Origin of the sequence: Echinicola soli (assembly GCF_006575665.1) — a bacterium.
GTDB lineage: Bacteria > Bacteroidota > Bacteroidia > Cytophagales > Cyclobacteriaceae > Echinicola > Echinicola soli.
Genome location: NZ_CP041253.1, coordinates 3,542,075 through 3,563,190, shown reverse-complemented (window position 1 = coordinate 3,563,190; position 21,116 = coordinate 3,542,075). Strand labels below are relative to the sequence as shown.

General features: G+C 38.3%; 16 protein-coding genes. 12 read left to right on the top strand and 4 right to left on the bottom strand.

The annotated features are described in order from the left end of the window. Positions 1 to 4: 4 nt before the first annotated feature. Positions 5 to 1,147: an ergothioneine biosynthesis protein EgtB gene (egtB, locus tag FKX85_RS14080; RefSeq protein ID WP_141615337.1), complete on the bottom strand. Its 1,143-nt coding sequence runs from the start codon at positions 1,145 to 1,147 to the stop codon at positions 5 to 7. A gap of 63 nt (positions 1,148 to 1,210) precedes the next feature. Beyond that, complete coding sequence (locus tag FKX85_RS14075; protein WP_141615336.1) at positions 1,211 to 2,149, bottom strand: succinylglutamate desuccinylase/aspartoacylase family protein; 939 nt, start codon at positions 2,147 to 2,149, stop codon at positions 1,211 to 1,213. 153 nt (positions 2,150 to 2,302) lie between these two features. On the opposite strand from FKX85_RS14075, the gene murB reads away from it, so the two are divergent. Further along, on the top strand, positions 2,303 to 3,322 hold the full coding sequence (murB, locus tag FKX85_RS14070) for a UDP-N-acetylmuramate dehydrogenase (RefSeq protein ID WP_141615335.1): 1,020 nt from the start codon (positions 2,303 to 2,305) through the stop codon (positions 3,320 to 3,322). Here murB and FKX85_RS14065 read toward each other — a convergent pair. After that, a complete protein-coding gene (locus FKX85_RS14065; RefSeq protein WP_141615334.1) occupies positions 3,319 to 3,801 on the bottom strand; it encodes a deoxycytidylate deaminase in 483 nt (160 codons plus the stop codon). The two genes, murB and FKX85_RS14065, sit on opposite strands and share 4 nt — an antisense overlap. A gap of 270 nt (positions 3,802 to 4,071) precedes the next feature. On the opposite strand from FKX85_RS14065, the gene FKX85_RS14060 reads away from it, so the two are divergent. The 11 genes from FKX85_RS14060 to FKX85_RS14010 all read left to right on the top strand — a co-directional run bounded on the left by FKX85_RS14060 (position 4,072) and on the right by FKX85_RS14010 (position 19,139). Continuing rightward, positions 4,072 to 4,896 carry a polysaccharide biosynthesis/export family protein gene (locus tag FKX85_RS14060; RefSeq protein ID WP_141615333.1) on the top strand — a complete coding sequence of 275 codons (825 nt, stop codon included), beginning with the start codon at positions 4,072 to 4,074 and terminating at the stop codon, positions 4,894 to 4,896. Between the two features lie 12 nt (positions 4,897 to 4,908). Continuing rightward, entirely contained in the window at positions 4,909 to 7,326 is a 2,418-nt protein-coding gene (locus FKX85_RS14055; protein ID WP_141615332.1) for a GumC family protein, read from the top strand. A 202-nt stretch (positions 7,327 to 7,528) separates the two neighbouring features. Further along, the gene (locus tag FKX85_RS14050) at positions 7,529 to 8,449 is read left to right on the top strand and encodes a glycosyltransferase family 2 protein (protein WP_141615331.1); all 921 of its coding nucleotides are present in this window, start codon (positions 7,529 to 7,531) and stop codon (positions 8,447 to 8,449) included. Further along, positions 8,446 to 9,738 carry a hypothetical protein gene (locus FKX85_RS14045; RefSeq protein ID WP_141615330.1) on the top strand — a complete coding sequence of 431 codons (1,293 nt, stop codon included), beginning with the start codon at positions 8,446 to 8,448 and terminating at the stop codon, positions 9,736 to 9,738. Before FKX85_RS14050 ends, FKX85_RS14045 begins: the two co-directional genes overlap by 4 nt. Positions 9,739 to 9,822: 84 nt before the next feature. Next, a complete protein-coding gene (locus FKX85_RS14040; RefSeq protein WP_141615329.1) occupies positions 9,823 to 11,049 on the top strand; it encodes a polysaccharide pyruvyl transferase family protein in 1,227 nt (408 codons plus the stop codon). 371 nt (positions 11,050 to 11,420) lie between these two features. Further along, positions 11,421 to 12,980, top strand: a complete 1,560-nt coding sequence (locus FKX85_RS14035; protein ID WP_229239630.1) for a GNAT family N-acetyltransferase — start codon at positions 11,421 to 11,423, stop codon at positions 12,978 to 12,980. Then, positions 12,967 to 14,505 (top strand): GNAT family N-acetyltransferase, encoded by a 1,539-nt coding sequence (locus FKX85_RS14030; RefSeq protein WP_141615327.1) that lies wholly within the window; start codon positions 12,967 to 12,969, stop codon positions 14,503 to 14,505. The genes FKX85_RS14035 and FKX85_RS14030 overlap by 14 nt, the downstream gene beginning before the upstream one ends. Positions 14,506 to 14,563: 58 nt before the next feature. Continuing rightward, on the top strand, positions 14,564 to 15,469 hold the full coding sequence (locus tag FKX85_RS14025; RefSeq protein ID WP_141615326.1) for a polysaccharide deacetylase family protein: 906 nt from the start codon (positions 14,564 to 14,566) through the stop codon (positions 15,467 to 15,469). A gap of 51 nt (positions 15,470 to 15,520) precedes the next feature. Beyond that, entirely contained in the window at positions 15,521 to 16,597 is a 1,077-nt protein-coding gene (locus FKX85_RS14020; RefSeq protein WP_141615325.1) for a glycosyltransferase family 4 protein, read from the top strand. A 745-nt stretch (positions 16,598 to 17,342) separates the two neighbouring features. Continuing rightward, positions 17,343 to 18,449 carry a DUF354 domain-containing protein gene (locus FKX85_RS14015; protein WP_141615324.1) on the top strand — a complete coding sequence of 369 codons (1,107 nt, stop codon included), beginning with the start codon at positions 17,343 to 17,345 and terminating at the stop codon, positions 18,447 to 18,449. A 102-nt stretch (positions 18,450 to 18,551) separates the two neighbouring features. Then, positions 18,552 to 19,139 carry a serine O-acetyltransferase gene (locus FKX85_RS14010; RefSeq protein WP_141615323.1) on the top strand — a complete coding sequence of 196 codons (588 nt, stop codon included), beginning with the start codon at positions 18,552 to 18,554 and terminating at the stop codon, positions 19,137 to 19,139. 128 nt (positions 19,140 to 19,267) lie between these two features. Here the strand turns inward: FKX85_RS14010 and FKX85_RS14005 are convergent, their stop codons facing one another. Next, complete coding sequence (locus FKX85_RS14005) at positions 19,268 to 20,497, bottom strand: polysaccharide lyase (RefSeq protein ID WP_141615322.1); 1,230 nt, start codon at positions 20,495 to 20,497, stop codon at positions 19,268 to 19,270. Positions 20,498 to 21,116 lie beyond the last annotated feature (619 nt).

Genomic DNA, 21,116 nt, shown 5'->3' with positions numbered 1-21,116 from the left:
GGTTTTATTTCTTACACAATCTGATTCCGGTAAACTGCCATTGGTATTGCGGATGGAAAAAATTACGGTAAGTACTTCTGGAATGCCCCGGTGAAGTGGCCACGGATGCGCCACGGAGCACCATCTGATTGATCATAAACTTACCATTATACTCTCCTATGGCACCAGGAGCTTTCTGATACCGTGGGTAGGGCAGATAAGCTGAATTGGTCCATTCCCACCGTTCTCCCCAAGAAAACTTCTTGCTGCCCACCTCCCACTCTGCTTCTGTTGGTAACCGGCATCCAGCCCATTCTGCATAGGCTGCTGCTTCATAAAAGGACACATGCGCCAAAGGAGCATCCAAGTCGAGCTCCTTTTTCCCATCCAGTGTATAATAATATGCTGCTTCATCCTCAAGTAGCCAATACAATGGAGTGGTGACTCCCTCTTGCTGTACCCAAGCCCATCCATCAGAATGCCAATAATCAGGCTTTTCATAACCTCCAGCATTTACAAAATCCAAATATTCCTTATTGGATACGAGCTGTGAAGCGATTTCAAAATCTTCAAGATACACCTTGTGTCGTGCACACTCATTGTCATAACAAAAGCCTTTTCCTTCATGCCCAATTTCATAGATGGCCTCTTTTACTTTTACCCAGCCTCTTTCATCTTGTTTGGGATACTCCTTGATGTTCACCACTGCCGGCAGTAATGGATTTAACCAAAGATTGTATTTCAGATCCGTAAGCAAAAGCTCTTGGTGCTGCTGTTCATGATTAAGGCCAAGCAGGATAGTCTCTTCTACTCCCGCAGTCAAATCTCGCTCAATAACCATTTTCATCTGTTGGTCAATATACGCTCGATAGTCAAACACTTCCTTAGTGGTAGGACGGGTCATCAGTCCACGCTGGTTCCTGACAGTCCGCGCTCCGACAGCATTATAATAGCTATTAAAAAAGAAACTGAAATCAGGATGAAATTCCTTATAATCCGGAAGGTAAGGCTTGAGTACAAATGTTTCAAAAAACCAACTCGTGTGTGCAAGGTGCCATTTGGCGGGGCTTACCTCTTCTGCTGCCTGAATCACAAAATCCTCTGTTTCCAGATGGGAACAAAGGTGCTCACTTCTTTCTCGAATCTGAATATAGTCTTTAAAAGTCATCTTCTTATGTTTACAAAAATGGTGCCTATTGCGTTTAAATGTATTTATGCAATGATCCCCAAATTAATCTTTTCCTATGTGAAACAATGCATCCCCGGCATTTACTACCGGTGAATTATTCAAGCCTACTATATAACCATTGGAACTACTCTTTACGGGAACCTTCACCTGACCATAAGGGTCCGAAATACGTGCCAAAACCTGACGCTTCTTCACTTCATCTCCAATCTGAACAACAGGCGTAAAAATACCAGAGATCTTGGCCCTGGTCCAGGAGCTCTCCTTAATGATAACCGGCTCGTCCATGGGAATATCCTCATCGATCACTCTTAGGTAATTAAGCATTCTTTTAGTTCCCTTAATGGCTTCTTCAATTGAAAATTCATCCAATCGCATCGACTCCCCTCCTTCATATACCAATATATGCTTCTTTCGCTTAAAGGCCTCCTTCCGGAACGATTTATCGATATGGGAAGAATTTAACACAAACCTGGCACCAAAAGCCTTGGCCATTTCCATCCCTACCTTATCCTTAAAATCCACTCTTACCTGAGGGTGATTTCCCAGCATACGTCCACCAGTATGGATATCAATTCCATAATCTATGACCGGGATAATCTCATTGGTAAGAATATAAGCGATCTGCGAAGCAAGGGATCCTTTGTTATTGCCCGGAAAGCTCCTGTTCAGGTCTCTTCCGTCGGGAAACGTCCTGCTATTGCTCAGGAAACCATACACGTTGACTAGCGGTATATAAATGATCGTGCCCCTCACTGGCTGCAAAAGTTCCTCTTCTAGCATCCGCTTTACTGCTACGATTCCGTTGATTTCATCCCCATGGACCCCTCCACTTATCAATACTACTGGTCCATCCTCCTTTGCCCTGCGGATAAACACCGGCAAATCAATCAAGGTATGGGTAGGCAATCTAGCAATGGCAATTTCGATGTTGATGGATTGTCCAGGTCTGATTCGAATGCCATTTATAATCATTTCTTTCATACTAACTGTAATCTTTGTTTGGAATCTCGTTTCTTTATTTTTAAAATATTATTTATTTCGCAAAAGCAATTGCAATACCAAATCAATATTCAATTTTGTTCGTTACACCAATAATCGTGTTATCTTACCAAATTGAACAAGTAACTATCATCCATGAATATACAAGAAAACATTTCTTTAAAGCCATACAACACTTTTCAAATTGATAAAAAGGCCAGGTTTTTTGTAGAAGTAAATTCAATAGAAGAAATAAAAGAAGCGCTTCGAGCCGCCCATGACCAAAACATTCCCGTCTTTATCCTTGGAGGTGGAAGTAATGTTCTATTGACAAAAGACATCTTCGCGCTTGTTATAAAAATCAATATCAAAGGTATCGAAGTCATCAAGGAAAATGATGCACAAATCTGGGTGAAGGTCGGAGCCGGTGAGGTTTGGCATGATTTTGTAATCCATGCCATCAATAAGCAATGGGCTGGTATCGAGAACCTTTCCCTTATCCCTGGCACAGTGGGTGCTTCACCTATGCAAAACATCGGTGCTTACGGTGTAGAAATCAAAGAAGTCTTTGACTACTTGAAAGCAGTCCACAGGTCCAGCCTAGATACCGTTACTATCGAAAAGGAAGCATGTAAGTTTGGGTACCGGGAAAGCATTTTTAAGAATCTAGCCCGTGACCAATACATTATCACCCATGTAGTCTATAAGCTCAACAAAAAACCAACGTTCAATGTAAGTTATGGTGCCATCCAGTCTATATTGGAGGCCAAGGGATTGGCAAATGGAGCCTATACACTTAAGGATGTCAGTGATGCCGTCATCCAAATCAGACAGGAAAAGCTTCCAGATCCTCTAAAACTGGGCAACGCCGGCAGCTTCTTCAAAAATCCCGTGCTATCCGTATCACAATTTGAGCAGCTGAAAGATCACTATCCCTTGGTGCCCTCATATCCCCAGGAAAACGGGGTAAAAGTTCCTGCCGCTTGGCTGCTGGAAAAAGCAGGATGGAAAGGCAAAACCTTTGGCAATATAGGTGTCCATAAAAACCAACCGCTCGTACTGGTAAACTATGGTGATGGTGATGGAGCAGCAATCAAAGCCCTGGCAGAAAAAATCCAAAGAGACGTCAAGGATCGATTTGACATTGATCTACATCCAGAGGTCAATTTTATCTAGATCAGATGGTCTTCGTGGATAATCTCCTTTTCGTAATGCTCTACCTCTACACCAAATTTCTTCAGGAATTCTACTCCTTCATCAAAAGGCAAGCCCTTATATTCGGCATAGGAATACATGTAGACTACTTTGGCCACTCCCATGCTGTATATGATCCTGGCACAGGCCAGACAGGGCGCCAACGTCACATATAAAGTAGATCCTTCTACGGAAGCATTATTTTTCACGGCATAGAGAATAGCATTCTGCTCGGCATGAATGGCCAGGGAACAGCTCCCCTTACTATCCCTGCTACATCCACTTTCGGGAAATTCCTCGTCACAATTATGCGTGCCCGACGGTGGTCCATTATACCCGATTGATATAATCCTCGTCTCCTTGGTCAATACAGCCCCTACATGTTTCTTAATACAATGTGATCTTTTAGCCAAATTAACGGCCAATTCCATAAAAATATCATCAAAATCAGGTTTGCTCATCAGGTTTCCCGTTTACGTTCCTCAAAAGTACATAAGAATTAAAAAATGCCACGAAATATTCGCTTTTAAATACATTTCAAAGGCACTTTTCTCTCAGTTACAAAATGCAAAAAAACTACGTTAAAGCACACTTATAAACAGCCTTCAACTTTTTTATGTATATAAACATCATTTTTTTTAATTTAAAATTGCTTTATCGAATATTTTTTTTTTACCTTTAAGCATTGTTAACGGACAAAACTTTTACAGATACTATCCAACCTAAATACAATGAAACAAATAAGAAATTTTACGATTTTCTGCTTGATCACCCTGCTATCCTTTAGTTGTATATCCAATAAGAAACTAATTTATATGCAGGAGCAGAATTCAGATCAGCTTGTCGCCACTGGAGGTGACTTAAAAGTCCACAAATATGCGGACTATAAACTGCAATTAAACGACGTGCTGGACGTGAATGTCAGAACGACGAGTCCAGAGCTGAATTTGCTGTTTAATGATAACGACGCCGCTTCCAATAACAATGCCATGCGAGGAGGAGTCGCAAACGGTGGAGATGTCTACTTTATGACTGGTTACACCATCGATGACAATGGCTTCATCGAATTACCTGTCATCGGTAAACTAAAAGTGGTAGGGCTATCAGCAGAACAAGCAAAAACATTAGTGGAAAACGAAGTAAAAAAGTATGTCAATTCAGAAGCCGATTACTTCGTTAGGGTTCGGTTAGGCGGCATGCGATACAGCGCTTTGGGGGAATTTAATAATCCTGGCAAGTACACCATTCTGCAAAACAGAGTAACCATATTCGAGGCCATTGCAAATGCCGGAGAAATGACTACAGTAGCAAACAGACATAAAGTCACGCTTATAAGACAGTATCCCGAAGGATCCAAGGTATACAAAATCAACCTCTTGGATGAACGGATCATGGAGTCTGATTTATATTTTTTACACCCAAATGACCTCATATACGCAGAGCCAATGAAAGTCAGGGAGCTTGGAACCGGGGCTACATTCGTCCAAACCTTCCAGTTACTAGTCACCACCCTTACTCTTGGCGTGTTGATATATAATGCCTCCAATAACAACTAAATTATTATCACCATGAGCAACAACGATTTCGAATACTATACTGAGGGAAGTAATGATACTTTTGACTTCAAGGGACTGTTCTCAAAGTACTTGAGATTCTGGCCTATCATCGTTTTATCGATGGTTTTATTTGGCACAGCAGCCTATTTCTATAATCAAACCCAGCCTTCAGAATATAAGGTTAGTGGAAAATTGCTGATTGAGGAAGATGCACAAAGAGGCAATATACTCAATCTGACCAACCTACCTCAGGAATACAGCAACTCCTTGATAAACAAAATGGCCAATGACGGACACCAACTAAAGTCCTATAACTTGGCCAATGAAGTTCTCAACATGATGGATTTCGATGTAGAATACTTCGAAGAGGAGACTTTCAAGGATCAAGAAATCTATCAATCCGCTCCAGTTAAAGTAGAGGTGGACTGGAACCACCCTCAGTTGACTGAAAACAAGTTCAAAATCGAGTGGAAAAACTCCGAAAATTTTGTGCTTAGTTATATCAGTCCTGAATATATCTTAGAAACTCCAAGTGATGGGAAATTAACTCCAATCGAAATTAATACAACACCTAAGGCATTTCCCTTCAATAGGTGGATAGAAACGGCACATGCCAGAATCAAAGTAATCCCAATAGAAACTAACACCCCGGGATCAATCAAAGTAACGCTTAGAAACAGAAAAAGCTTACTAGCGCAATATACAGGGGAAAACCTCACCATCGCACCTATGGATGCCATGAGTTCCATCCTTAACATATCCCTGATCACTACGGTACCAGAAAAAGGCAGCGACTATGTAAACAAGCTGTTGGAGACTTTTCTGGACAATTCGCTAGAGGAGAAAAACCATCAAGCAAGGAAGACGGTGGACTTTATCGATAACCAAATCAATGGCGTATCGGACACTTTATCGACCATAGAGAACCGGCTCCAGTCTTTCAGAAGTCAAAACAAAACCTATAATATCGGCACAGAAGGAAGCTCCATATTCCAAAAGATCACAGAACTCGAATCTGAATTGAATCAGGAAAATTTCAAAAACGAATATTATAAAAATCTACAGAGCTACCTCTCGAAAGAGGACTACAGTGATATTATCCTCCCGTCTGGTATAGGAATAGAAGACCCGATATTGAACAAATTAATTCAAGATCTCATCCTTCTTCAGTCAGAACGCTCTCAGTACTTGGCCACCCAAACGGCCTCTTCTCCAAATGTAAGGGAAGTCAGCAAAAAGATAGAAGACCTCAATAAGTCTATCAATGAAGTGTTAAAAAACACGATCAGCAATTCCGATAGACTGGTATCTAGTTTACAAAACAGGCTTTACAAACTGGAAGGTGAGTTTAAAAAGCTTCCATCTACAGAGCAAGACCTCTTGAGAATTCAGCGGTCATTTACACTAAATGAAAATATCTATACCTTTCTGATGCAAAGAAGGGCTGAAGCGGCCATATCAATGGTTTCTACCACGGCTCCTGACAAAATCATGGAAAGTGCCAAGCCTTCATATATACCTCTTCCACTTAAACCGCTAACTAATTATATCATAGGAATTGCCTTGGGTTTTATTCTTCCTGTGTTAATCATCAGTATATTTATTTTCACCAATGTAAATGTAAAAGACAGAAAAGAACTGGAAGCAAAACTCAACAATCCGGTTTTAACCTCTGTTGGCCATAACAGGAATAAAAACAACTTAGTAGTACTTAACAAGAATAAGTCTTCCATTGCCGAGGCGTTCAGGTCGTTACGAACCAACCTGACATTTATCGTTCCGAAGGATGAAAAGATCACCATTGCGATCACGTCATCCATCGCTGGGGAAGGAAAAAGTTTCACGTCTATAAACTTGGCTTCTGCATATTCCATTGCTGAAAAGAAAACCATACTTGTAGGCTGTGACATGCACAAACCAAAGCTTTACAATGACTTTAACGTAAGTAATTCCGTGGGACTTTCTACCTACCTCAGTAAGCAGGTACATGACGTAAATGCTGTCATACAAAAATCCCCTTACCCAAATTTAGACTTGATGGTAGCAGGACCTACACCTCCCAATCCTGCCGAACTGCTCATTGGAAGCCAGTTTGAGGCCATGATCAGCGAACTGAAAGAAAAATATGATGTGATTATTTTCGACACTCCTCCAATAGGGCTCACCAGCGAGACACTGGCGGTATTAAAATTGGTCAATGTCACATTATGTGTAATCAGACATAACTATAGCAATTACGGTTTTATAGAAGACATTAATAGCCTAAAGGATAAGAAAGGTTTTAGAAATATATACACGGTGTTCAATGATGTACCGTCTAGAGAACTTAACTACGGTGGGTATGGCTATGGATATTATTCTGATGACAAGAATAAGTCCAGTATGATCAATAAAATACTCAAAGGAGGAAGTGGGAGAGCTGCAGTATAACCGCAGTCCTACCCCCCCAATGGTGTTCGTCCTTTTTCAAATTAAATACCAAGGAGCTGCACTTCTGAATGCAGCTCCTTAAAAAAAATCAAACCAAACATCCCTACTAGGTTCTACGAGATGGGACTGACGGGGCGAAGCTCTATCTAGGGAAGACCTTCAATAAGAACTTTATATCCTTCATTCTAATTCGAACTTATCCATGTTCAGTGTAGTCATTCCTTTATATAACAAAGCAGAAAACATCATCCAAACCTTAGCCTCTGTCCAGGGACAGACCTATACGGATTTTGAAATAGTAATTGTAAACGATGGTTCTACCGACAATAGTGTCGAAAAAGTAGAGGAAATTAAAGACGAAAGGATCAAGCTATTTCACAAAAAAAATGGCGGCGTTTCTGATGCCAGAAATTACGGAATCGATAAATCCACCAATGCATATATCGCCTTTATGGATGCCGATGACTTATGGAAGCCAAATTATCTTAAAGTAATGGCCCAACTCATAAAAGAGTTTCCTGAAGCTGGAATGTATAATTGCGCCCACTCGACTATTTATAGAGGAAAATCCTATGATATGAACCATGATATCAAAAGAGGCATTATAGAGAATTATTTCAAAACATCTCTCAAATATGTCATCGCTTGGACCAGTGCAACAATTGTACGGAAAGATGTCTTTGATAAAGTTGGGGGATTTCCAGTCGGGATGATATCAGGAGAAGACGTGTACACATGGGCAAAAATCGCCCTTCAATACCCTGTAGCCTTCCACCCAGATGCGCTTACCATCTACATTAAACAGGACCAGTCTATTGTACACAGAAGCAATAAAAAAGACAATTGTAAGGAAGCTTGGCAGGATCTTTATCAAAAAAACAATAATGATGCAAACAAGTATATAGCCATGAAAGCCATTCTGAAAGGCAAACGGTATGCTTGGGGAGGTCATTTATCAGAAAGCAGGAAAATAGAAAAAGACTTTAGGTATATCAATGATTATCCAGAAGTTGAACATTCATGGAAAAAACTTTACCTCCTGAACAGAACACCCAATTTCATAAAGAAATTGATTTTAGGCTATAAACAAGCAGTCGCCCAGTCAAACAAGTCAGCATCATGATCCTTATTCTTTTATCCCTCATCCTTATCGGCTATTTCATCTTTGACCAGAAGAATTTCATCTATGCCTTGATGGTTTTCTACTTGGTATTTGATATGTTCGATGGCTTTTACAAAGATTTAAAGATATTTGCCGCCATCCGGTACATTCTACCGTTAGTCATGGTAATAGCATACATCGTAGCCAACAAAGCTTTTAGAAAGGGAGATTGGGTGTTTATGCTCATAACATTATATATTACTGCACTTTTAATCTTCAATCCGGGAAACTTAATTTTATCAGCCAAAACTGCCTTTGCCCTCATTATTTCATTGAGCATGGTAATGGTCGGAAATTTTTTCGGATCAAAAAGAGACTTTATAAAGGAGTTTGAGCCGTATAACAGATTTATGCTTATTGCTATCCCTCTGTACCTCATTATGGCCAATGTGCTTCATATTGGAGAAGCTGTGTATGGAGGAAGTTTTACAACCGGTTTTTTGGGTACTTCCAGAATGTATATTGCGCCAATCATAATTTTTATTTCTATTCATTATGTTCTTGAAAGTAAAAGTAGTTCACTATTTCTGCGTACCATAGATATTTCTTTCATCACGCTAAACATCATATTTTTGGTAGTGATTACCAGAAGGACTTCTGTAGGCATGTTAGCATTTGCCATCATTGCCTATGCCATACTCAACAGAAAGGTAGTCTTTAAACTTGCAATGGTGGTAGTGGCCCTATTAGCTATTATGATCCTAACATATCCATTATACCAGCAGCAACTAAACGCACAATTAGCAGAAAGAGAACGAATTACAGAGGTGGATAATTATGCAGAAACTGAACCTAGGTATTTAGAAACAATTTTTCTCTACCAACACTTTAAAAACAGTGAGGATCCTCTCGAGTTATTTTTTGGAATCCAGCTGTTTGACACCATTGACTTCGGGATCAAGAACTTTGGACATGGAAGGAGTATCCACAGTGACATAAACATGCTATTTTATAGCACAGGACTCGTCGGAATGCTTCTGTTTCTAGTCTTCTTCCTTCATTACTTCGTTATTGGAAATAATAAAATGAATGCGGAAAACCAGCAGGTATTCTACCCGCTCCTAGTCATGCTACTGATCGTATTAGTGCCGGGAAGGTTTATTGGTACGTTTACCTTTGCTCCACTAATTATTTTCCTATTATCTGCTGTAAAAGCAAGTAGACCAAAAAAAATAAAAAGGCCTATTCCAATCAAAAAGACTTTAGTCAATCGACCATCCAAATATCCATTCAGGACTGTACCGACCTGATATTATCAATAAGCCTCATTTATTCTTACCCCCTTAGACCCAATAACCTTTTACGACTGATCCATTGACATTATTTAATAAACTATGAAGACAAGAATACTTATTACCCACATTTCCCAAACATTAAATTATGGTAGTGCTATGATGGCACTGAATTTAATTAGTAGGATGAAGCCATTACTTCCCGAAGCGGAAATTTACTGTGAATGCGACGATTATAACTTGGATAGGCTTAAGATAGGAACGGGTGTGCAGGATCTGAAAAAATTCGATGCCCTATTCAATACTACATTAACCCCTATCACCAAAGTGAAACGCTATATTTTCGGCAGTGATGAGTCTATCAAAAAAATCACAGACAACTTTGATATCCTCATTGTATTGGGTGGTGATGATCTCTCTGAAACTTACAAAAAAGGAGCTCTGCTAAAGGGATCGGTTTATAAATCCATTAACAAGAAATGTAAGGTGATTCTAGCTGGTCAATCCTTCGGGCCGTTCTTTGGTAGCACACGGGTAATGATTAAAAACTTCTACAAAGATATTAGTATCATTACTCGAGATGATAACAGCTATGAGTTTTCCAAAAGCCTGGGCATTAAGAAATTGGTAAAAAGCAGGGATCTCGCCATGATGCCTTTGCCATACCAAAAGGAATTTGGAAAAATCGTAGAAAACTACCCCAGCCTACATCCCAATAAGTATATCACCATGGTTCCTTCAGGATTATGGCATAAATATACAGATGATAAAGAAGGCTACATTAAAACCTGGAAAAAATTAATTCTCAATCTTACCAAACGATTCCCTGATTTCAAATTTGTAATCCTAGGACACGTTTTGGCCCCAGCAAAATCCGATGATCGCTTTGTTATCAAAGAAATTGAAAAAAACATGGAACCAAATGAGTTAGAAAATCTTATTTTCATTACGAATGCAATCCAGCCAGCTGAAGCCAGACAAATCCTTGGAGGAAGCTTGATGGTCATTACCGGTCGAATGCATGCTGCCGTTTCTACATTCTTCATGAAAAAGCCAGCTATTTCCTTAGCATATAGTGAAAAATATGCAGGTGTTATAGGCAGAGGCCTGGGCCTACCGGATTTAATCGTCGAATCTAGAAATCAAACCTGGGGAGACCAGTCTCCACTACTGAAAGAAGTAGACAAAAAGATCACTTATGTAGAAAACCACTATCCAGAGTTGACAAAGAAAATAGACAACAAAATCGAAGAATGCACCGGATTAGTAGAAGACCAGATAAATTTTATTGTAAGTGAAATTCTACAAAGCCAAAAAGCACTTGCTTAAATTAGTGCTATCGTAAAAGATAGCACTATCCATATTCCAACAATTTTGGCCCCATATCCTCCTCAAACCAATTAGCTTATGTTACTTAAAATACTTGCCATCTGTACAGGTGAGATTTCAAGTCACTTGATTTTCATTAATTAACTAAATAGTTCATATGTGCCATAAACGCTATTTAGCAAAAAAACAACTAACCTCCACCAGGCCAGTTGGTATGAACCGGATGACAAACTATTGAAAATTATCGGGTACCTACTTGTAAATTTAATCCGAATAATTCCTGAAAATCAGAAAGAAACTAAGAGCCAGTTGTCAGTTCACTTCCCATTGGCCCAATCAAACTATTTATGCTAGGATACATTTTTAACAAGATGACAACATCAACAATTTCGAAGACATTCATTGGAAATTGCGTTTTTGACATTCTTAAAGACAACAACTTCCAACAAGAATGGGATAAACTTTACGAAAACACAAGTTGGGCCACTGTCTTTCAGAAAAGAGAGTTTGTAGAAACTTGGTATACAGTTAACCAAGAATACATTACCCCAATCCTACTTACTGTCTTTGAAGGCAGCGAATTGATCGGCCTTTTAGCACTGACTACAGCTAAACAAAATGGAGAATTAAAGAAAAACGGCTCATTAAAGATCACAGGTGCTGGGAAATTCGATGCCGAATACCAAGCTTGGTTAGTTAAAGAGGGTCATAATGAGACATTTGTCAAAAATGGCTTTGAAGCACTTTTCAAGGAATTTCCACAATGCAAACTAAGCCTAAGGTTTATTCCTGACCCTTCCATAATCGAGCCACTAAAATCCCTGACATCGATCAGGGAGAAACATACGGTTTTACATAAACACCATCGTCCTTTAATGGATTTTGCATTGGTGGAAGAACAAAAACTATTTCGAAAGAGACATCTCAAAGCTAAGTACAACCGTATCCATCGCGCTGGAAATGTGGAATTCATCAACGTCACTGATACAGATGAATTTATACAAGTATTAAACGAAATACTTGTCTACTTGGACTTCAGGCAGGCAGCGATGTTCAATAAACTCCCTTCAAAATCCAACCCAAACCGTAATAAATTTTTAGTCGATCTATTCCGAAAAGATCTCCTACACGTGACTGCCTTAAAACTGGATGGGGAAACAATTTCGTCCATCATTGGCATGAAAGGAAAAGGATGGATGCATTTAGCTGGATTGATTAGCTATTCTCCATTTCATTCGAAGCATTCCCCTGGATTGGTTCATTTATATATGCTGGGAAGAATGCTCCAAGAAGAAGGTTATCAGAAGTTCGATCTTACCCCTGGTTATGACGGATATAAGGAACGGGTATCAACCAGTGGAGATGAAGTCATAGAACTTCATTTAAGCAAAAACATCAAGTATGGCATAAAAAAATTCTTGAGAAAAAACCTACACAATACACTCATTAAGTTTGATGTCCGGCCGATGACTTTTGAACTTAACTTGAAGAAAAAAATATATCTTATCAAGGAAAAAGTAAATGGAATTACCAGATCAATCTTCTCATCTGACAAGCCAAAGGCTACATGGTCATTTCCTTCAGACACCGTTAACCTATCCGTTCATAAAAACTGCATCACGGATTTGCTCAAGTACACTGACCAAAACACTACTCAATCGAGATGGGAATTTCTCGAAAAAGCATTTACGCTTGTCAGTAAAGGTGCTGAATTTTATTCAGTGACGGATGGAGTCCAGCTATTGGCAAGTATCTGGATAGCATCTAACGAGCAACAAACAGGAACGGATGAAACTTCTCCGCAAATCGCAGAAAGTTATTTCCACAAAGCCTTCAAGAATAATAAATCGGCATTTGAAAGGTATGTGATCGAATGTGAATCCACCCCCTCTCCTTCAGATAAATCAAATCAGCATCATGAAAATTCATAAAGGCATGGAAGTCCTCGAACTGGCGAAGCATTCTGGTTTTATCGGATGCTGGAATCAGCTGGTTAAAGACTGTCCATGGGCCACTGTCTTTCAGCAGAAGGAATTCGTACTGACCTGGTATGAACTATTCAGTGATCAGACACCATTTATGATTACTGATTGGAATGGAGACTCCATGACCGGACTATTTAGCCTAATTGAAAAAGATGGACAGCTCTCCTATCCCGGTAATAATCTCGCAGAATACCAGGTATGGATATCTACTCCAGAGTCCAACACTTCATTCATTAAAGAGGCGTTGGAATTGATCCAGAAGGAATACACTTTATCCCTCAAATACATCCCATCGGGAACTCCTCTGGATTGGGTTAGCAGTAATGGGCAACTCAAGAACTCCATCTTCCTAAAAGAATATCCCCAGCCTGTCATGCAGTGCGATGAAGAACACTTGGAAAAAGAGCTAAGAAAGAAAAACAAAAAAGAGAAAATAAACCGGCTGAAACGTCAGGGGGAATTGTCTTTCGAACGGGTAATCTCTACGAATGATTTCAATACCATACTTCCGAATCTTGTCGAACAGAACGAATTTAGAAAAGGAGCCATATATGGAAAACTGGCCTTTCTTGAAGATCCCAGAAGAGTTGATTTTCTTTCCAGAGTATTTGAAAAAAAATTACTGCATGCCAGTATTTTAAAACTAGACAATAAAATTATTGCTTCTAATGTGGGTTTTATCACGAGTGAAACAGTCCATCTACAAGGGCTTAATACTCACTCCCCGTTTTATGCCAAATACTCTCCGGGAATCCTTCACTTCCTAATGCTGGGAATCCATCTTAAAAAAGAAAATTACCGCTATTTTGACCTAACACCAGGTGGTGCAGATGGTTATAAATCAAATCTGGCCACCAGCTACTACACCGCTCATGAGATGCAAATGGATTCGGTATACGCTACCAAGAAAAATAAAGTCAAGGATGCCCTAAAAAGAAAAGCCAAAACGCTAATTGGAAAGCACTCAAAAAAAGCATCGGTACTGTCCAATCTGTTCAGTACACCTTCTATGGGGATCGGTTCAATAAATCCCGGGGGAACAAATACAGAGATTTACTTGAACATAAAAGGTCATCAATTTAGTGTAAATGCTGACAAAAGTAGTTTGGTGAAAGCAATACCACCTATTACTTATAAAAAGAATGATATCGCAGACCTTCTCAATTTTCCACTGAGCACCAAAAGAACCGATTTTCTATCTGACGCTATGTACAGAATTGAAAATGGCCAGGTCTTCTATGCCATCACAGGAGGTGATCAGCTTTTCGCGACATTATGGTATATTCCAACAGGAACCAAAGATCCAGAAGGAAATAATAGAGCTCATAACCATCTGGAGTTTTCCTATTTAGCACCTAATCTGGAAAACCCTCAATCAATATTAAATGGAATCATCAAAGACCAAGGATTATCAAGAGACCTAGTTTCAAAATTGGAATTGGTGCATTTCAAATCGTCTTTATTGGAATAGGCCTTATCCTATTACAGTACCGATTCCATTTATTTCTGAAAGCTCCGACTACCTAATTATGAATAAGAAACTTCGAAACATATACGCGCAAAAAATAGCAAAAGCTTTTATTAATCTTGGATTTTTAAAACTCGCAAAAAACAGGGCATTAAACAAAGATCATATTTTATCCATTTACTTTCACAATCCCACTAAAGATGAATTTGAAGAAATGATTGTTTGGCTAAAGGATAATGGCTTCAAATTTATCAGTGTCGACATATTAAAGGACATCATCTATAAAAAAGCACCTTTTCCCAAAGGAGCTGTACTGATCACCGTAGATGATGGATGGGCTTCCAATGTAGAAAACATGGCCAAAGTAGCCAAGCAGTACCAAGTTCCCATCACTATATTCCTTGCCACAGAAGCCATTGAAGAGGGATACTACTGGTTTTCTGCCACAAAAAAGGCGTATAAACAAAAACTAGGATATCCGAATTCAGAGGAAATGAAAAAGCTCAGCAACTCTGAAAGGACAAAGCTCTACCAAAAGCTAAAGCAACAAACCTCCCTTGGCGAACGTGAGGCCATGACGATCGAAGACATAAAGTCCTTAAAAGAAAATGATTTTGTGAGTTTTGGTGCTCATACCCATTCCCATCCAATCCTGCCAAACTGTACAAATGAGGAAGCCGCCAAGGAAGTTCAAATTAGTAAAGAAAAAGTAACCACCTGGTCCGGTATGGAAGTAGATACTTTTGCCTACCCTAATGGGGATTTTGGTGAAAGGGAAAGGAATATATTGAAGGAAAATGGGTTTAAGGTGGCCTTTTCCACTAAAGCGACTACCCTAAAAAAAGAAGATTTAAAAAATCCGCTGGCCCTTCCAAGATTGGGGTTTCTGGAAGGAGCATCCCGAGAGGAAAACCTATGTCGGATAATGGGCATTTGGTATTCCAGATCGACCTTCAAAACTAACTAAAGAAATATACTACAACGATTATTCCCTACTAAAGCACTTAATAACCACCAAATGAGAAAAAGCAATCAGATAGATAATACGATAACAGAAGGCACAGGTGATGGAAACTATGCCATTGAATTCAGTAAAAACAAAAATTCAGCTGCCTATCCTACAGAAAAAGCTATTAAGGTGCTGTTTGTTTCATCAGGGAATTTAAAAAACTTTGATCTAGCGCCATTCATTAAAGTGCAAGGAGAATCACTGGTCCAAGTGGGCATTAATGTGACCTATTTTAAGGTCAAGGGCAAAGGGTCCAAAGGATATATCAACAACATAGAGAATCTCAGGAATTTTATTAAAAACAATCATTTTGACCTCATTCATGCTCACTTTACGCTATCGGGTTGGGTAGCTGCCCTCTCTTTCCCCAAACAACCGCTCATCCTCTCTCTTATGGGCACTGATGCCCTGGGACGAGTAAAAAGTCAATGGAAAATAGCAAAGGTATTCAATTACCTTACAATGCTCACATACCTTATCCAGCCTTTTGTGAAGAAAATCATCGCCAAATCACCAAATATTGACAGGCACGTATGGATCAAAAGCAAATCCCATATCCTACCCAATGGGGTAGACTTATCTAAATTTGACGGAAAACGAACCGATTATAGCGAAGACTTAAATTTAGATCATGATAAGAAGTACATTCTATTTTTGGGCAAAAGAGACGATAAAAACAAAAACTTTCAGTTCCTCAAGGAAATTGAAAGTGACCTTGCCAAGCTTAATTTCCAACTTATCGCCCCCTACCCTGTCAGCCATCCTACGATCATTAAATACCTGAGTACCGTGGAAATGGTGGTGGTATGTTCACTCCAAGAAGGATCTCCGAATGTAGTTAAAGAAGCCATGGCTTCAAATTGCAAAGGAGTATTTACAGACGTAGGCGACATTAGGGAAGTAGTAGGTAATACCCCGGGATATGCTATAACGTCATTTAAAAAAGAGGATCTATTGGACAATATCTTGAAAGTTGATGCAATGACAGTTTGCAAAGGAAGAGAACGTCTCATCGAAAAGAAATTAGATACTAAAAATATAGCGTTAAAGTTAAAGGCAATTTACCTGGATGCCTTAAACATTTAAAAAAAAATAGCACTTTAATTATACTATAGAAAAATCAACATGAGTCTCCGCAATCATACACGTAGCCAAGCATAATTGAATAAATTGTGTTTCCGCCCTTTTATTCAGGTGTAAAATTGCTTTCAATAGGTCTTCATGAATGCTACGCATTTTCATTGATCTAAAGGACCAAAAATTTAGTACGATGGTGAGACTTCCTTAACTTTCGATGGAGCAGTTGGTGGAAAAGATATTGAAACTATAGCATCCTATCCAGTAAGCCATAGTCTATCTTCAAATACCTCAATTCTTTAGACGCTTTGATCATGTGTTCTTTTCAAGTAGGCTCACTCAATGTGGTAAAAAAACAATGGCCTGCAAGTGTAAAGGTTTATTTACTGATTTAGGAGACGTAAAGTATTGATTGATAATACTGAAGGTTATTTTATTTGTGATTTTACTTCAGAATACCTTTTAGAAAAAACAATAAAAGCAGTATATTTATATAAATTTGTATTTCTTATAATTTTATTTGAATTTCGACTCTCATAAAAAAAATAGTCTCTAAATTGAAGAGTATTTGCTTGTCTGTATTGCGTTAGGAATTGACAATTAATAAGTCAATGGTAAATTTTTATACTACCAGTCACACATATTTATAAAACCAATAGACCAACTATATAATAGAATACCTAATCAAAGTAATCAGTTATCCAATATTGATACATCAATTAAATAAGCCCACTAGTAAACGCTATTCCTCCAAATGAAAATTTTAATTGACATTAATCATCCGGCTCACGTCCACTATTTTAAAAATTTATTTAAAATAATGACTGACATGGGGCACGAAATATTATTTGTTTCACGAAACAAAGAAATTGAGCACCGACTTTTAGAAGCCTATAATATCCCGTTCATTAATAGAGGTAAGGGACAAAACGGCCCCATTGGAAAATTCTTATACCTTATTTATGCTGATTTAAAGTTATATAGAATAGCCAGAAAGTTTAAACCAGATGTATTTTTGAACTTTTTACACCCCTATCCTTCGCACATTGCAAAACTCATGAACAAGCCTTCCATTGTTTTTAGCGATACAGAGCATGCCACACTACATGCCAAGCTAACAGTTCCTTATGCCACATCTATCCATACCCCCACCTGCTACAGAACAGACCTAGGCCAAAAACATCATCGATTCAATGGGTATATGGAATTATCGTATTTGCATCCTCATTATTTCACCCCAGACCCTAAAATATTGGACCTTATCGGTATAAAACCTCAAGAGCGGTTTGTTATTGTACGATTTGTAGCTTGGGGCTCAGTCCATGACTTTGGTCATTCAGGGATGTCATTGGACAATAAACGTAAAGCGATTAGGGAAATTTCAAAATATGCTCAGGTACTAATAACTTCAGAGAGAGAACTCCCGGAAGATCTCGAAAAATATAGGATCAAAATTCCCATCGATAAAATTCACCATGCCTTGTACTATAGCTCCTTGCTATTTGGAGAAAGTGCCACTATGGCATCAGAGGCTGCTGTTTTAGGAACACCCGCTATATTCCTGGACAATGATGGCCGGGGCTATACAGATGAACAGGAAAAAAAATATCAACTGGTCTATAATTTTACTGAAGCTCAGCAAGATCAAGAAGAAGCCATTAACAAGGCCATTGATATATTATCTGATCAAAAGAACGACCAAATATTTAAAGAAAGGAGAATGGACCTCATAAATAATTGCATTGACACCACTGCATATATGATCGAAAAAGTTATGGAATATGCTCCAGCAAAACAGTTTGCCCAAAAAAAGACACAACATACTAAAACTTTGCTTAAGGTCTCTAGTCAAAGCCAGTGATCTATATTCCTTTAGTGAAATATGGATCATTTATAAAACGTCCGATTGCATGTAACTTTGATAAACCATTTTCCCCAATGATATTAAAAGTTCTTTTCACCCATGGATCTTATTAAAAGTAAAAAAGACCTGAACAGGTTTATAGGAATCGAGAGGGCAAAACTTAACATCAAAAGGCCTTTCATCATGTGGATCACCTACTCTGAAGGATACAGGGTATACCGGTTTTTCAAAAACTTACGTTACTTAGAATACTATCTCAACAAAAAGAAAAAACCTTGGGACTATGTCCCCTTGGCATGGAGATATTGGAACCACAGAAGGATGAAGCTAAAATACAGCTTCTACATTCATCCAAACACGCTAGGAGAAGGCTTTCACTTAGTACATTCCGGATTTGTCCGTATTGCTGTGTTTGCTAAAATTGGCAAAAACTGTACAGTACTTCCACGGGTCCTGATAGGCAAAAAAAAACCGGGTATAGGAAATCCCGAAGTGGTTATTGGGGACAATTGTTATATAGGCACAAGTGTTACAATCTTAGGACCGGTAAAAATAGGGAATAATGTAACTATTGCAGCCGGTAGCGTAGTTACACACGATGTACCGGATAATTGCATCATTGGAGGAGTTCCAGCCAAAATTCTAAGAAGTAAAAACCACTCAAGTCCGGTCTCACCAGCCATTTGATCAAAAAATATTTCATCCTGATTTACTACAAAATTCACCAATCACTCTTATAAAGGCATAGAAATTAAGCTATAAAATAAAAATCGGCTCAATCTTAAAAGGTTGAGCCGATTTTTATTTTTATAAAGTCAATAAATCTTAAAGGTCGAGGACATTTTATCCCCTACTGGAATGATGCCTTTTTCATCAGCAAAAGCAGCCATTTCCACTCGATACTTTCCAGACTTTAGGAATCGATTACCATAATAGAAATTACCTCTGCCATCATCTCCAAATAATAGAAATGGGTATCCGCCATCCAACATGGAGTGGATCAATTTATACCCATCACCTTCCTGTTGATAGAGATCGAATCGTACACTTTTAATTCTTTTATCTACGTCTGCGTACAAACTAAACTTTTTTGTACCTAACCTGGAGAAATAAATGATCTTGCCAGGATGTAAATCTTCCCACAGGGATTCTGTATCAGCATTTGCGATGATTAGCTTGGGTTCTTTAGCATCATTGATTACTCCATCTGCTAAGTTCAACGCACTTCCAGTTACAAGGTCAGATAAAGATACATTTTCGTCACCGTACCGGATATTATCCATATAAAGTGTTCTTACATCCGTATCCGTTTTCGTATAATTCCATATTGATTTATAAATCCCTACTTTCCAATGAGGGAGCCCTATTCCCTTGTATAAATTCGGTCCATTATAATTCAAAACTTTATTTCCGTCTCTCCAAATCTCTACAGATCCGTCACTCCCAGAGGAATGATGAACACGAAACGCAAATTCTGTCCATTTATCTTTTATGATCGGTCCCAAATTAAGGTGTTCCCATTTTTTTTCATCCTTAGGAGACACTACACGAAGGTACAATTCATCCTTAGACGTTCTTAGGGACAAGGCTGGTCCTCCAGAACTTTGTCTCCACTGTGAAATGGATTCGTTAGATTTATCGTACTCGTATCCATCCTCAGGAAAATAAACAGCAAAACTGTACCACATATCCTGGGAAGGAGCTTTAGAATTAACCAGTACTTCAGAACGCGTACCGTTTGCAGCCATTTCATCAGATGATGTCAGCCTGAACATAGCAGATTTATCCCCTTCAAATGACCGCCATGAAACAATTCTTAGGCTATAATCTTCAGACCCTTGAGTATGGATTCCTTTCAGTGGGTCATCCCCCTCAAAATCTTCTGAAAACAATAATCCTGATAATTTAGTTGTAACATCTGCTACCTCAGTACTTTCTTGCTCATCCAGTTGTTGCGATTCATCTAGCTGACAAGAACTTGCGAAAAAGACCGTAGTAAGCCCTGCAAGAAAACTCTTGCAAGTTAAATTGGTGATAGATTTCATTAATAAATAAGTTAGGTGATAATTACTTTTAAGTGTTTTCCAGATCTAGCTAAAGTGCATCGATGGTCCTTCTCTTATATTAGTTTTCATTAGTGTGGTTGTTGGTTGGTAAATAAGATTCAAACAGTATAATCATTAGGGTGATTAACTACTTGTTCCCAACAGCTTTCCAATATCCATACCACGTAACCTAACTGAAAACGAACGAGTTAATAAAACGAAACAAACAACTTGTGATATGATATAAACAGTGTAAAAACGTAAATAAAAAAAGAAAAAACTTTCTATGTAAATTTTTAATAGGTATAATTAAATTTTAATATTTATAACTATATTTTTTCATACTAAAATACATATTAATCATATTATAAGAAATGATGTTTTTTCCATTTCGACAAAAAACAATTATCACCATTTAAATAATCAAAAATTATATGCGTAAAATTGAATTTTAAAAAACAACCCTATTGTTTGTTTAATTAATAATTGTAGAATATATCCACAATATGATTATTTATTACCCAATTTTTAATAGTATTTTTCATTTATAACATGATGATTCAGCTATTAGTTTAAAAAATATTTCAGCGTTTTCTTTGTGATTTTAGCAGCAAAATAA